This is a genomic window from Streptomyces sp. NPDC085931 (assembly GCF_044540565.1).
Taxonomy (GTDB): Bacteria; Actinomycetota; Actinomycetes; order Streptomycetales; family Streptomycetaceae; genus Streptomyces.
In genome coordinates, this window is sequence record NZ_JBITSK010000018.1 from 125,978 (window position 1) to 138,698 (window position 12,721).

The 12,721-nt window shown below is 72.9% G+C and carries 13 protein-coding genes; 5 read left to right on the plus strand and 8 right to left on the minus strand.

The annotated features are described in order from the left end of the window. Positions 1–308 precede the first annotated feature (308 nt). The 3 genes from ACIGAN_RS31120 to ACIGAN_RS31130 are packed head-to-tail and all read left to right on the plus strand — an operon-like array spanning position 309 to position 3,038. Complete coding sequence (locus ACIGAN_RS31120; protein WP_399862557.1) at positions 309–1,370, plus strand: M4 family metallopeptidase; 1,062 nt, start codon at positions 309–311, stop codon at positions 1,368–1,370. Positions 1,371–1,390: 20 nt separating this feature from the next. After that, the gene (locus ACIGAN_RS31125; RefSeq protein WP_365736804.1) at positions 1,391–1,657 is read left to right on the plus strand and encodes a protealysin inhibitor emfourin; all 267 of its coding nucleotides are present in this window, start codon (positions 1,391–1,393) and stop codon (positions 1,655–1,657) included. Between the two features lie 58 nt (positions 1,658–1,715). Beyond that, complete coding sequence (locus ACIGAN_RS31130; protein WP_399862560.1) at positions 1,716–3,038, plus strand: GH1 family beta-glucosidase; 1,323 nt, start codon at positions 1,716–1,718, stop codon at positions 3,036–3,038. A gap of 13 nt (positions 3,039–3,051) precedes the next feature. Here the strand turns inward: ACIGAN_RS31130 and era are convergent, their stop codons facing one another. The 8 genes from era to ACIGAN_RS31170 form a co-directional block, all read right to left on the minus strand. Next, entirely contained in the window at positions 3,052–4,005 is a 954-nt protein-coding gene (gene era, locus ACIGAN_RS31135) for a GTPase Era (RefSeq protein WP_365087970.1), read from the minus strand. Between the two features lie 120 nt (positions 4,006–4,125). Then, a complete protein-coding gene (locus ACIGAN_RS31140; RefSeq protein WP_365087969.1) occupies positions 4,126–4,479 on the minus strand; it encodes a cytidine deaminase in 354 nt (117 codons plus the stop codon). A gap of 20 nt (positions 4,480–4,499) precedes the next feature. Further along, entirely contained in the window at positions 4,500–4,859 is a 360-nt protein-coding gene (locus ACIGAN_RS31145; protein ID WP_399862562.1) for an MmcQ/YjbR family DNA-binding protein, read from the minus strand. Continuing rightward, positions 4,856–6,160 carry a hemolysin family protein gene (locus ACIGAN_RS31150; protein ID WP_399862564.1) on the minus strand — a complete coding sequence of 435 codons (1,305 nt, stop codon included), beginning with the start codon at positions 6,158–6,160 and terminating at the stop codon, positions 4,856–4,858. Before ACIGAN_RS31150 ends, ACIGAN_RS31145 begins: the two co-directional genes overlap by 4 nt. A 9-nt stretch (positions 6,161–6,169) precedes the next feature. Beyond that, entirely contained in the window at positions 6,170–6,667 is a 498-nt protein-coding gene (ybeY, locus tag ACIGAN_RS31155; RefSeq protein ID WP_365087966.1) for an rRNA maturation RNase YbeY, read from the minus strand. Between the two features lie 14 nt (positions 6,668–6,681). Continuing rightward, on the minus strand, positions 6,682–7,749 hold the full coding sequence (locus ACIGAN_RS31160; protein ID WP_365736811.1) for a PhoH family protein: 1,068 nt from the start codon (positions 7,747–7,749) through the stop codon (positions 6,682–6,684). A gap of 154 nt (positions 7,750–7,903) precedes the next feature. Next, positions 7,904–9,040, minus strand: a complete 1,137-nt coding sequence (locus ACIGAN_RS31165; protein WP_399862566.1) for a carbohydrate kinase family protein — start codon at positions 9,038–9,040, stop codon at positions 7,904–7,906. A gap of 353 nt (positions 9,041–9,393) precedes the next feature. Next, positions 9,394–10,341 (minus strand): 5-dehydro-4-deoxyglucarate dehydratase, encoded by a 948-nt coding sequence (locus ACIGAN_RS31170; protein WP_399862568.1) that lies wholly within the window; start codon positions 10,339–10,341, stop codon positions 9,394–9,396. 95 nt (positions 10,342–10,436) lie between these two features. Here ACIGAN_RS31170 and ACIGAN_RS31175 point away from each other — a divergent pair, with 95 nt between their 5' ends. Then, complete coding sequence (locus ACIGAN_RS31175) at positions 10,437–11,219, plus strand: IclR family transcriptional regulator (protein WP_365736815.1); 783 nt, start codon at positions 10,437–10,439, stop codon at positions 11,217–11,219. 186 nt (positions 11,220–11,405) lie between these two features. Then, entirely contained in the window at positions 11,406–12,719 is a 1,314-nt protein-coding gene (locus ACIGAN_RS31180) for an MFS transporter (protein ID WP_399862570.1), read from the plus strand. Positions 12,720–12,721 lie beyond the last annotated feature (2 nt).

Sequence of the window (12,721 nt, forward strand, 5' to 3'; positions counted from 1 at the left end):
CGGAAGGACGGCCGACGACGCAGCACCAAGCTCCGCGGGGAGGGAGTCGGCCTCGACTACAGGCCCTCGCCGCGGCAGCTAAGGAGAAGCAGCCCGAAACGCATGATGCGCAGCATGCTAGCCGAGCCCTTCCTCTGCGCGTGGGGTCGTATCAGTATGCGGGACCGGTCGAACAAAAAGGGCAAAAAGTGCGCTACCCCACGTCCCTCTAGCAGTCGCCACGGAGCGTGAGGGTCGTTGTCCCGGTATTTCACCAATCATGGTGGCTACTAGTGACAGTGTCGTCACGCAGTGCAAGGGTGCCGGACATGACCATCCACGGGGGCTTCGAGCCCGTCTTCTGCACGATCGTCCCGCCGCACGTCCTCGACCGGCTCGCCCGGGCCGAGGACCCCGCGCTCGCCGAAACCGCCCGCCGCACCCTGCAGCGCGACGCCTTCGAGCGCACCCAGCGCCGCCTGACCACCGTCCTCGGCGCCCCGGCCGTCCCCTCGTCCCCCGAGGGCAGGCCGCGGCGCACCGTCCACGACGCCCGGCACGGCACCGACCTGCCCGGCCACAAGGTCCGCGGCGAGGGCGACGCCCCCGGCACGGACGCCACCGTCAACCGCGCCTACGCCGGGCTCGGCGCGACCTTCGACCTGTTCCTGCGCGCCTTCGGACGCGACTCGATCGACGGCGACGGGCTGCCGCTGAACGCGACCGTGCACTACGACCGCGACTACAACAACGCCTTCTGGAACGGCGAGCAGATGGTCTTCGGCGACGGGGACGGCGAGATCTTCCTCGACTTCACCCTCCCGATCGACGTCATCGGCCACGAACTCGCCCACGGCGTCACGCAGTACACGGCCAACCTCACCTACTTCGGCCAGCCCGGCGCGCTCAACGAGTCCCTGTCGGACGTCTTCGGCGCGCTGATCAAGCAGTACACGCTCGGCCAGACCGCCGCCGAGGCCGACTGGCTGATCGGCGCCGGGCTCCTCGCCCCACGGGTGACGGGCAGGGCACTGCGCTCCATGAAGGCACCGGGCACCGCCTACGACGACGACGTGCTCGGCAAGGACCCGCAGCCCGCGACCATGGACGGCTTCGTCCGCACCGGCCGCGACAACGGCGGCGTCCACATCAACTCGGGCATCCCCAACCACGCTTTCTACCTCGCCGCGACCGCCCTCGGCGGCCACGCCTGGGAGCGCGCGGGACAGGTCTGGTACGACGTGCTGACCGGCGGCGAGCTGAAGGAACAGGCGCTCTTCGCCGACTTCGCCACGCTCACCGTCAAGGCCGCCCGGGAGCGCTTCGGCGACGGCGAGGAACTCGACGCCGTGTCGAAGGCCTGGGAGCGGGTCGGGGTGCGGACGCTGTAGTTCCGTACTAGACAGGTGCCATGCGTATTCAGGTGAGGCGCACGGGCGGATTCGCGGGCATCGAGCGGCACGCCGAGGTGGACACCTCCGGCCGCTTCGATGCCGCCGAGTGGCACGCGCTGGCCGAACAGGCGCTCGCCGCCGGCCGGACCACGCCACCGGTCGGGGTGCCGGACGGGTTCGCCTACCAGATCACCGTGGACGGCAGGACGGTGTACGCGGCCGACCCGCGGCTGACCGAGGAACAGCGCGCGCTGATCTCGCGGGTCCTGAAGGAGGGGGCGTAACGGCCGGTTCGCGCCCGGCCGTTGACTTCCGTTACCCCCGGTACGGATGATCCGGCGCATGGCGACTGACGCAGGCACCCCGATCCCCCGCTTCCCGTCCGGCTTCCTGTGGGGCGTGTCCACCTCGGCCCACCAGATCGAGGGCGCGGCCGAGTTGCGCGAACCGTCGGTGTGGGACGCCTTCACGGCCGAGCCCGGGCGGGTCAAGGACGGCTCGACGGCGGCCGTCGCCTGCGACCACTTCCACCGCCACCGCGAGGACGTGGCGCTCCTGGCGGACCTGGGCGTGAACGCCTACCGCTTCTCCGTCTCCTGGCCGCGCGTGCGCGCCGAGGGCGGCCTGGACTTCTACGACCGGCTGGTGGACGACCTGTGCGCGGCGGGCGTGCGCCCGGTGCCGACGCTGTTCCACTGGGACCTGCCGGCCGACCTGGACTGGCTCGACCCGGGCACGGCCGCGCGCTTCGCCGACCACGTCGCGCTGGTCGCGGGCCGGCTCGGCGACCGCGTGACCCGGTGGATCACGCTGAACGAGCCCGCCGAGCACACCCTGCTGGGCCACGCCCTGGGGGTGCACGCGCCGGGCAGGCGGCTGCTGTTCGACGCCCTGCCGGTCGCCCACCACCAGTTGCTCGCCCACGGCCTGGCCGTCCGCGCCCTGCGCGCCGCGGGCGCCCGGGACATCGGCATCGCCAACTCCCACGGCCCGACCTGGGCGGCCTCGACCGAGGCGGCAGACGTGGAGGCGGCCGACTTCTACGACCTGCTGCTGAACCGGCTGTTCGCCGATCCGCTGCTGCTGGGCCGCTACCCGGACGGCATCGAGGCGCTGCTGCCCGGGGACGTCGGGGCCGACCTGAAGGTGATCGCCGAGCCGCTCGACTGGTACGGCGTCAACTACTACGCCCCGACCCGGGTGGGCGCGCCGCAGGGCACGGAGATCGACTTCGGCGGGGTCACCATGCCGGCGGAACTGCCCTTCTCCGTGCGGGAGATCGAGGGCCACCCGGTCACCGACTTCGGCTGGCCCGTCGTACCGGAGGGCCTCACCGAGATCCTCACCTCCTTCCGCGACCGCTACGGCGACCGCCTCCCGCCGGTCGTCGTCACCGAGAACGGCTGCTCGTACCCGGGCGTGGACGACCAGGACCGCATCGCCTACCTGGACGGCCATCTGCGGGCCCTGCACCGGGCGATGGAGGCGGGGGTCGACGTGCGCGGGTACTTCGTGTGGTCGCTGCTCGACAACTTCGAGTGGGCGGAGGGCTACGCGCGCCGCTTCGGCCTGGTCCACGTCGACTTCGCGACCCTGGAGCGGACGCCCAAGGCCTCGTACGCGTGGTTCCGAAAGGTGCTGCGCGCGCAGCGGGCGGCGAGGTGACGCGGGCCGGCCGTCAGAAGCCCAGCCGCCGCAGCTGCTTCGGATCCCGCTGCCAGTCCTTGGCCACCTTCACGTGCAGGTCGAGGAAGACCGGGGTGCCCAGCAGCGCCTCGATCTGCTTGCGGGACTTGATGCCGACCTCCTTCAGGCGCTTGCCCTTGGGGCCGATGACGATGCCCTTCTGGCTGGGGCGCTCGATGAAGAGGTTGGCGTGGATGTCGAGGAGGGGCTTGTCGGCGGGGCGGTCCTCGCGCGGGAGCATCTCCTCCACCACGACCGCGATGGAGTGCGGCAGCTCGTCGCGGACGCCCTCCAGGGCCGCCTCGCGGATCAGCTCGGCCACCATGACCTGCTCGGGCTCGTCCGTCAGGTCGCCCTCGGGGTAGAGGGCGGGGCCCTCCGGGAGCATCGGGATCAGCAGGTCCGCCAGCAGCTCGACCTGCCGGTCGCCGACCGCGGACACGGGGACGATCTCCGCCCACTCCATGCCCAGCTCCTTGCCCAGCTGGTCGATGGCGATCAGCTGCTCGGCCAGGGCCTTGCTGTCGACGAGGTCGGTCTTGGTGACGATCGCGACCTTCGGCGACTTCTTGATGCCCGCGAGCTCCTTGGCGATGAACCGGTCGCCCGGACCGATCTTCTCGTTCGCCGGCAGGCAGAAGCCGATCACGTCGACCTCGGCCCAGGTGGTGCGCACCACGTCGTTCAGGCGCTCGCCGAGCAGCGTGCGCGGCTTGTGCAGCCCCGGGGTGTCCACCAGGATCAGCTGCGCGTCCGGCCGGTGCACGATGCCCCGCACGGTGTGCCGCGTCGTCTGCGGCCGGTTCGAGGTGATCGCCACCTTCTGTCCGACCAGAGCGTTCGTCAGCGTGGACTTGCCCGCGTTGGGGCGGCCCACGAAGCAGGCGAAGCCGGCACGGTGGACGGTCTCGCCGGACTCTTCGGATGACTGCATGCGAACGCTCATGCCGCCCATTCTCCCTGATCCAACCGACCCCTCCGCACCGCGGGTCCGCGCACCCGCCGTCAGGGGCTGTGGGGCCGCCTCCCCCCGGCCGAACGCGCACGGGCCCGGTGGCCCGGGAGTTCAGCCGGCGGTGAGCGTGCCGCGGACCGTCCCGTCGGGTCCCGCCAGCAGGACCGGCGTGCGCGCGCTGCCGAGGTCCCGCACGGCCGCGCGGTCCTCGTCGGGCACCGACTCCGCCTCGGTCACCACCGCCGCCGCCTCCAGCGACCGCGCCCCCGAGGCCACCGCCATCGCCACCGCCGTCCGCAGGGCGCTCAGCCGCAGCGAGTCGAGGGACACCGTGCCGGCGACATAGGTGCGTCCGGTCTCGTCCCGCACGGCCGCCCCCTCGGGCACACCGTTGCGGGCCCGCGCGGAACGGGCCAGGGTGACGATCTTGCGGTCCTCGGGGTCGAGCGCGCTGCTGTCGGTCATGATCCGAGCATACGGAAGCGTCAGGGACGGTCGAGGCGGAGGCGGTCCGCACGCGGCAGGCCGGCCACCACGAGGTCGTAGGAGTCCTCGATCAGCTCCCTGACCAACCGGTCGGGGAGGTCTCCGTCGGCGGTGACGGTGTTCCAGTGGCGCTTGTTCATGTGCCAGCCCGGCACGACGAGCCCCTCGTGCTCGCGGCGCAGCCGGACCGCCTCGTCGGGGTCGCACTTGAGGTTGACCTTCAGGGGGCGCGCGTCCAGGGACGAGAGGGCGAAGAGCTTCCCGCGCACCTTGAAGACCGAGATCTCCGGGCCGAAGGGGAAGTCCTCCTCCGCCGCGTTGAAGGACAGGCAGAACGCGCGCAGCTCCTTCGGGGTCACTCCGGCTTCTCCTCCTGCGGCGGCTCCGGCGGGTCCACCGGCTCCGCGAGCACGGTCACGATCTTGTTCCGGCGGCCGGCCGCGGCCTCCGCGGTCAGACGCAGTTCCCGGCCGTCGGGCAGGGCGACCACGGACGACGCCCCGGCGATGGGCACCCGGCCCAGCGCCTTGGCGAGCAGACCGCCGACCGTCTCGACGTCCTCGTCGTCGAACTCCTCCAGGCCGTACAGCTCGCCCAGGTCGCCGATGTCGAGGCGGGCGGTGACCCGGAAGCGGTCCTCGCCCAGTTCGTCCACGGGCGGCAGTTCCCGGTCGTACTCGTCGGTGATCTCGCCGACGATCTCCTCCAGGATGTCCTCGATGGTGACGATGCCGGCCGTGCCGCCGTACTCGTCGATGACGACGGCCACGTGGTTGCGTTCCTTCTGCATCTCGCGCAGCAGGTCGCCCGCGTTCTTGGTGTCGGGCACGAAGAACGCCGGGCGCATGGCCGTGGACACCTGCTCGGACTCGGCCTCGCGGCTGATGTGCGTCTTGCGGACCAGGTCCTTCAGGTACACGATCCCGACGATGTCGTCCTCGCTCTCGCCGGTGACCGGTATGCGCGAGAAGCCGGAGCGCAGGGCGAGGGTGAGGGCCTGGCGGATGGTCTTGAAGCGCTCGATGACCACCAGGTCCGTGCGCGGCACCATGACCTCGCGGACCAGGGTGTCGCCCAGCTCGAAGACCGAGTGCACCATGCGGCGCTCCTCGTCCTCGATGAGCGACTCCTTCTCGGCGAGGTCGACCAGCGCGCGCAGCTCCGCCTCGGAGGCGAACGGGCCGCGCCGGAAGCCCTTGCCGGGCGTGAGCGCGTTGCCGATGAGGATCAGCAGCGACGGGATCGGGCCCATGATCCGGGCCAGCGGCACCAGGACGTAGGCGGAGACCGTCGCGGTGTTCAGCGGGTGCTGGCGGCCGATGGTGCGCGGGGAGACCCCGACGGCGACGTACGACACCAGCACCATGACCGCGATGGCGATCAGCAGGGCCTCGGTGGTGCCGTCGAACTCCTTGAGGCAGCCGTACGTGATCAGCGCGGCGGCGGCCATCTCGCAGGCGACGCGGACCAGCAGCGCCACGTTGAGGTAGCGGGTGGGGTCGGCGGCGACCTGGGAGAGCTTGGCGCTGCCGCGGCGGCCGGAGCGCACGGCCTCCTCGGCGCGGAAGCTGGAGACGCGCGCGAGGCCCGCCTCCGCGCAGGCGGCGAGCCAGGCCACGACGACCAGGGCGATGGCGCCCAGAGCGAGTTGGGGACTCATCGGCGGGCGTTACGAGACCGTCGGCGCCGGGGACGGGCCGGTCAGGCCCCGCTCCGCGCGCCAGCCGTCCACGATGGCCGCCTGGAGGCCGAACATCTCGGCCTTCTCGTCCGGTTCCTCGTGGTCGTAGCCGAGCAGGTGCAGCACGCCGTGGACGGTGAGGAGCTGGAGCTCCTCGTCCATGGAGTGCTGCGTCTCCGCTTCCCTGCCCTGCTTCTCGGCGACCTCCGGGCACAGCACGATGTCGCCGAGGAGCCCCTGCGGCGGCTCGTCGTCGTCCTTGGACGGCGGGCGCAGCTCGTCCATCGGGAAGGACATGACATCCGTCGGGCCGGGGAGGTCCATCCACTGGATGTGGAGCTGCTCCATGGCGGCCGCGTCCACGACGATCACCGAGAGCTCGGAGAGCGGGTGGATGCGCATCCGCGCGAGCGCGTAGCGGGCGATGTCGAGGATCGCCTGCTCGTCGACCTCGGTTCCGGACTCGTTGTTGACGTCGATCGACATGGTGCTGTGTGTGTCTACTTCCCCTTGTGCCCGGACTTGCCGCGGCCCTTGTGCGCGCCGTTCTCGGTGCCGTGCTTCGTGTCGTACTTCTCGTACGCGTCGACGATACGGCCCACCAGCTTGTGCCGGACGACGTCCTGGGACGACAGCCGGGAGAAGTGCACGTCGTCCACGCCGTCCAGGATGTCCTGGACCTGCCGCAGACCGGACTTCGTCCCGTCCGGCAGGTCGACCTGCGTCACGTCACCGGTGATGACGATCTTCGAGTCGAACCCGAGGCGGGTGAGGAACATCTTCATCTGCTCGGGGCTGGTGTTCTGGGCCTCGTCCAGGATGATGAAGGCGTCGTTGAGCGTGCGTCCGCGCATGTAGGCGAGCGGCGCGACCTCGATCGTGCCCGCCGCCATCAGGCGCGGGATCGAGTCCGGGTCGAGCATGTCGTGCAGCGCGTCGTAGAGCGGGCGCAGGTAGGGGTCGATCTTCTCGTAGAGCGTGCCGGGCAGGAAGCCGAGGCGCTCGCCGGCCTCGACCGCCGGGCGGGTCAGGATGATGCGGTTGACCTGCTTGGACTGCAGGGCCTGCACCGCCTTGGCCATCGCGAGGTAGGTCTTGCCGGTTCCGGCGGGGCCGATGCCGAAGACGATCGTGTGCTTGTCGATCGCGTCCACGTAGCGCTTCTGGTTGAGCGTCTTGGGGCGGATCGTGCGGCCGCGCGAGGACAGGATGTTCTGCGTGAGCACCTGGGCCGGGGTCTCCTGGCCGTCGCTCTCGCCGCTGTCGCTCGCCTTGAGCATGGCGATCGAGCGTTCCACTGCGTCCTCCGTCATCGGCTGCCCGGTGCGGAGCACCAGCATCATCTCGTCGAACACGCGCGAAATGAGGGCGACGTCCGTCGCGTCGCCGACCGCGCTGATCTCGTTGCCCCGGACGTGGATGTCGGCCGCCGGGAAGGCCTTCTCGATCACGCGCAGGAGGGAGTCGCCGGACCCCAGAACGGTCACCATGGGGTGCTGGGCGGGGACGGTGAGCTGTGCTCTCGCCTGCTCCTGCGCGGGGGTGTGAGCTGTGGGTGTCTGAGTCATGGGCCGGCGCTGAAGGCCTGCGGTTCCTCCTCGTCACGGCCGCGCAGCTGAGGGCGGCCTCACGATTCCCAGGGTACGACGGGGGAGTGACAACGCCGTAGGGGTTTTGGCGGCGAGGTCGCGAGCGGGGGCAGGAGGCGTCCCGGGCGCACGGTCAGGCCGAGCGGCGGAAGCCGATCGTGGGGACGGCCCGCCGCAGCGGCCAGGGCCGCACCAGCTCCTCGGACACCAGGTCGGCCAGGAACCCGTACCGCTCCAGCGCCGCCGCCGACTGCCCCTCGACGGACTGCACCTTGCGCCACCACGCGGCGATCTCCGACCAGCCCGGCGCCGACAGGGAGCCGCCGAACTCCTGCACCGACAGCGCCGCCGTCAGTCCGGCGAAGGCCAGCCGGTCCGCCAGCGGCCAGTCCGCCAGCGTCCCGGTCACGAACCCGGCGACGAACACGTCCCCGGCCCCGGTCGGGTCGAGCGCCTCGACCTCGATCGCGGGCACCTCCGCCGTCTCCCCGGTGCGCCGGTCCACCGCGTACGCCCCGTCCGCCCCGAGCGTGACCACGGCCAGCGGCACGTACTCGGTCAGGGCGTGCGCGGCGGCCCGCGGGCAGTCCGTCCCCGTGTACCGCATGGCCTCCTGCGCGTTCGGCAGGAACGCCTCGCAGTGCCGCAGGTCGGGCAGGCCGGAGAGGTCCCACGCGCCGGTGTCGTCCCAGCCGACGTCGCCGAAGACACGGGTGCCCTTGCCCGCGGCCTGGGCGATCCAGGGCGCGCCGACGCCGGGCGCGAGGGAGGCGACGGCGGCGCGGGCCCGGGGCGGGCACTCGGGGGCCGGTTCCTCGGGGGGCGGCTCGTGGCCGTGGGAGACCATCGTGCGCTCCCCCTCGTAGGCCATGGAGACGGTGACCGGGGAGTGCCAGCCGGGGACCGTGCGCGACGGGGAGAGGTCGATGCCCTCGCCGTGCTCCAGGGCGTCCCAGCAGTAGTCGCCGTAGTGGTCGTCGCCGAAGGCCGCGGCGAGGGACGTGCGCAGGCCGAGGCGGGCGAGCGCGGTGGCCATGTTGGCGACACCGCCGGGGCTCGACCCCATGCCGCGCGCCCAGGACTCCGTCCCGCGCACCGGGGCGGAGTCGAGGCCGGTGAAGACGATGTCGAGGAAGACGGTGCCGGTGAGGTAGACGTCCCAGGGCGGGTCGTCCGGCCTGCGCAGGGGGGCGAGGGGATCGACCTGGGTCTGACGGTGCGATCCCTTTCCGGCCGGGCCCTTCCCGGCCGGGGCGGTGGACGCGATCACGATGCGCTCCCTGAGGTGGTGCGGATCAGGCCAGTCTGCACCACAGCACCGACGACGTGACGCCGATCACGCGCGGCCCACCCGGCCCGTCAGCTCGCGCCGGATCCGCGCACGCCCCCCCGGGGACACGCGCCTCACCAGCGCGGCGCCGCGGGTGCCCGCCACGCCGGGCCCGCGGCCCGCACGGCCGCCGCGTCGTCGCGGTCGCGCGGCGCACCGTCGCCGTCCGGCCACCGCCGGTGCGGCACGCCGGTCCCTCCCGCTCGAACTGCGCGCCGGGCCCGGGGGCGTCGGGGACCGCGCCCCCGCGGCCGTCGGAGGCGAGGCGCTCGGTGGTCGCAGAGCACGGGGGGTCACAGGGCGGCGCCCACGAGGCCGAGTCCGGTGCGCAGGAGGGTGCCGAGGGCGGTCAGATCGGCGGGCGAGGGGTCGGTGAGCGGGGCGCGCACGGGGCCCACCGGGTGGCCGCGCAGGCGGGCGGCGGCCTTCACCAGGGACACGGCGTAGCCGGGGACGCGGTCGCGCAGTTCGACGAGCGGGACGTAGAAGTCGCGCAGGAGTGTGTCGACCGTGCCGTGGTCGCCGTCGCGCAGGGCGGCGAAGAAGGCGCCGGCGATCTCGGGGGCGAAGGCGTGGACGGCGGAGGAGTAGGCCGGGACGCCGACGGCGGCGTAGGCGCGGGCCTGGATCTCGGCGGTGGCGGCCCCGTTGAAGAACAGGAAGTCCTCGGGCGCGGCGAGCGTGAGGCGCTGCAGCCGGTCCAGGTCGCTGTGGCCGTCCTTGAGGCCGATGACGGTCGGCAGGGCGGCGACGCGCCGGAGCGATGCGGCGGTGAAGGCGACCTGGCCGCGCTGGTAGGCGATCAGCGGCAGCGTGGTGCGGGCGGCGAGCTGTTCCAGCTGGGCGACCAGTCCGTCCTGCGGGGCGGCGACGAGGTAGTGCGGCAGGACGAGGAGCGCGTCGGCACCGGCGTCCTCGGCGATGCGCGCGAACCGGGCGGCCTGCGCCCAGCCGTAGCCGGTGCCGGCGACGACGGGGACACGGCCGGCCGCCTCCTCGACGGCGATGGTGACGACCTGCCGGTACTCGTCCTCGTCCAGCGAGAAGAACTCCCCGGTGCCGCAGGCGGGGAAGACCGCTCCGGGCGCGGCGGCGAGCCGCCCGGCGACGTGGCCGCGGAAACCGTCCGGGTCGAGGGTGCCGTCGTCGCGGAAGCTGGTCAGGGGGAACGACAGCACGCCGCCCGCCATGCCCTCCCGCAGCCGCTGCGCTACCGCCACCGGTCCAGCGCTCACGGTCATCTCCTTATGTAGACACGGTCCATGTATGAGAATGAAGGTTAGATACGCGAACAGGGGCCGTCAACCGGGCGCGGCGGGCCGATTACCATCGGCCCATGTCAGACACAGGGGGCGTCCGCGAGGTGAAGTCCGCGGCCCGCACGGTCGAGCTGCTGGAACTCCTCGCGGCGCGCGGCGACCGCCCGGCCCGGCTCCAGGAGCTGGCCGACGCGCTCGACGTGCCGCGCAGCTCGATGTACGCGCTGCTGCAGACCCTCATCTCGCGCGGCTGGGTCCGCACCGACGTCACCGGCTCGCTGTACGGCATCGGCATCCACGCCCTGCTCACGGGCACGAGCTACCTCGACTCCGACCCCCGGGTCCGGGTGGTGCGGCCGTATCTCGACGAGGCGTCCGACGCGCTCGGCGAGACCATCCACCTCGGCCGGCTGGACGGCCGGGACGTGGCGTACCTGGCGACGCGCGAGTCGCACGAGTACCTGAGGACGATCAGCCGGGTGGGGCGGCGCCTGCCCGCGCACGCCGGCGCGCTCGGCAAGGCGCTGCTGGCGGAACGCCCCGACGAGGCACTGCCCGAGGGGCCGTACGAGGCGCTGACCCCGAACTCGCACACCAGCCGGAAGTCCCTGGCGGCCGACCTGGCCGGGATCCGGGACCGCGGCTGGTCCGTGGACCGCGAGGAGGGCGTGCCCGGCATCGTCGGCTTCGGCTTCGCGCTGCGCTACGACACCCCGGCCCAGGACGCGATCAGCTGCTCGGTGCCCGTCGCGCGGCTCACCCCCGAGCACGAGGAGCGCATCGTCGCCGTGATGCGGGAGGTCCGGGCGAAGATCGAGGCGACGGTGCCGGGGGGCGCCGGATCGGTGCACTGGCGTTAGCGCGAACCCCCGCGTTTACCCGGACTTCACCACCCCAAACGCGATGTGCTCCACATCACACACCCCGGGCTGCCGTGCCCGAGTGCTTGCTTGATACAAATTGCCCGCGCGTTCCTGTCCGTCGACGGTCGTCGCCCCCTCTCCCCCCTTTTTCTGCCGCTCCTTTCGCATGCCCTGGGAACGCCCGTGTTCGCCCCCCGCACCACTGCCTGGCCCCTCGTCGCCCTTTTCACGGCCGGGTACCTCGCCCCGTACCTGCTCCCGACCACCGTGGGCAGGCTCGATACGGCCCTTGCGCTCTCCGCCACGCAGGCCGGGGCCGTCGGCAGCGCGCTGCTGCTGAGTTCGGCCGCCGCCGGATTCGTCCTGGCCTCCCGGGTCGAGCGGATCGGCGCCCGCACCCTCGCCCGGCTCGGCCTCGCCCTGGCCGTGCTCGGCTACGGCGGTGCCGCGCTGACCACCACCGTCCCTGCCGTCGTCGCCGGCGCGGTGGCCGGCGGCTTCGGCTCCGGCGCGGCCACCACCGTCGCCGCCACCCTCATCGCCGCGCAGCCGGATCCGCACCGGCCCTCCACGGGCGGGCTGCTGGGCGTCTCGGCCCTCGCGGGCGCCGTGTACCTGACGGTTCCGCACCTCGGCCCGGGGCACGGCCTGCCGCTGGCCGCGATCGCCCTGACGGCCCTGGCCGTGTGGCCGTTGACCGGCCGTCTCCCCTCCGGCGCGCCCGCCGCACCGGCCCGGCGGGACCGGGTCCGGCTGCCGCACGCCCGTTCCGGTCTGGTGCTGGCCGCCGCCATGGTCTGCTGGTCGCTCGCCCAGAACGCCCTGTGGGGCGTGAGCGGACGCATCGGGCGGGAGCAGGCCCACCTGGGCGAGGCCACCGTCGGTGCCGTCTTCGCCCTGGCGCTGGGCGCCGGGCTGACCGGGGTGCTCGCCGCGGGCGCGCTCGGGGCCCGGCTCGGCCGCGCGGTGCCGATCGGCCTGGGCACGGTCCTGATCGCCGGCTGCATCGCCGTCAGCGCCTCCGCGACCGGACTCGGCGGCTTCGCGGCCGGCGAGATCGCCTGGAACACGCTGTACCCGGTGGTGCTGTCGTACCTGATCGGGCTGGCCGCCTCGCTCGACCCGCGCGGCCGCTGGGCGGTGCTGGTCGGCTCGGCGTCCTCGCTGGGCACGGCCGCGGGGCCGCTGACCGGCAGTGTGCTGTCGGCGCAGGCCGGGTTCCCGGTCATGGGCCTGGTCCTCGGCGCCCTTCTGCTGGTGATCGCGCTGCCGATGACCGCCGTCGCCCTGCACACCGGCGGGCGCCCGCTGCTGCCCGGCGCGATACGCCGCCGCGGCGGACACCCGGCGGCCCTGGTCGCCGCCGCCACCGGCACGCCCACCGGCGCGATCCCCGAGATCGGCGCCCCGGAGCAGCCGGTGGTGGAGATCCCGGTGGAGACCCCGGCCGTCCCCGCCCAGCGCGCCTACGGCAAGGCGGGGTCGGAGGCCCGGTGAGG

What these genes read in the sequence shown, in the direction of transcription:
- ACIGAN_RS31120 (WP_399862557.1), top strand. Translation starts at nt 309, where the DNA reads ATGACCATCCACGGGGGCTTCGAGCCCGTCTTCTGCACGATCGTCCCG.
- ACIGAN_RS31125 (WP_365736804.1), top strand. Translation starts at nt 1,391, where the DNA reads ATGCGTATTCAGGTGAGGCGCACGGGCGGATTCGCGGGCATCGAGCGG.
- ACIGAN_RS31130 (WP_399862560.1), top strand. Translation starts at nt 1,716, where the DNA reads ATGGCGACTGACGCAGGCACCCCGATCCCCCGCTTCCCGTCCGGCTTC.
- era (WP_365087970.1), bottom strand. Translation starts at nt 4,005, where the DNA reads ATGAGCGTTCGCATGCAGTCATCCGAAGAGTCCGGCGAGACCGTCCAC.
- ACIGAN_RS31140 (WP_365087969.1), bottom strand. Translation starts at nt 4,479, where the DNA reads ATGACCGACAGCAGCGCGCTCGACCCCGAGGACCGCAAGATCGTCACC.
- ACIGAN_RS31150 (WP_399862564.1), bottom strand. Translation starts at nt 6,160, where the DNA reads ATGAGTCCCCAACTCGCTCTGGGCGCCATCGCCCTGGTCGTCGTGGCC.
- ybeY (WP_365087966.1), bottom strand. Translation starts at nt 6,667, where the DNA reads ATGTCGATCGACGTCAACAACGAGTCCGGAACCGAGGTCGACGAGCAG.
- ACIGAN_RS31160 (WP_365736811.1), bottom strand. Translation starts at nt 7,749, where the DNA reads ATGACTCAGACACCCACAGCTCACACCCCCGCGCAGGAGCAGGCGAGA.
- ACIGAN_RS31170 (WP_399862568.1), bottom strand. Translation starts at nt 10,341, where the DNA reads ATGACCGTGAGCGCTGGACCGGTGGCGGTAGCGCAGCGGCTGCGGGAG.
- ACIGAN_RS31175 (WP_365736815.1), top strand. Translation starts at nt 10,437, where the DNA reads ATGTCAGACACAGGGGGCGTCCGCGAGGTGAAGTCCGCGGCCCGCACG.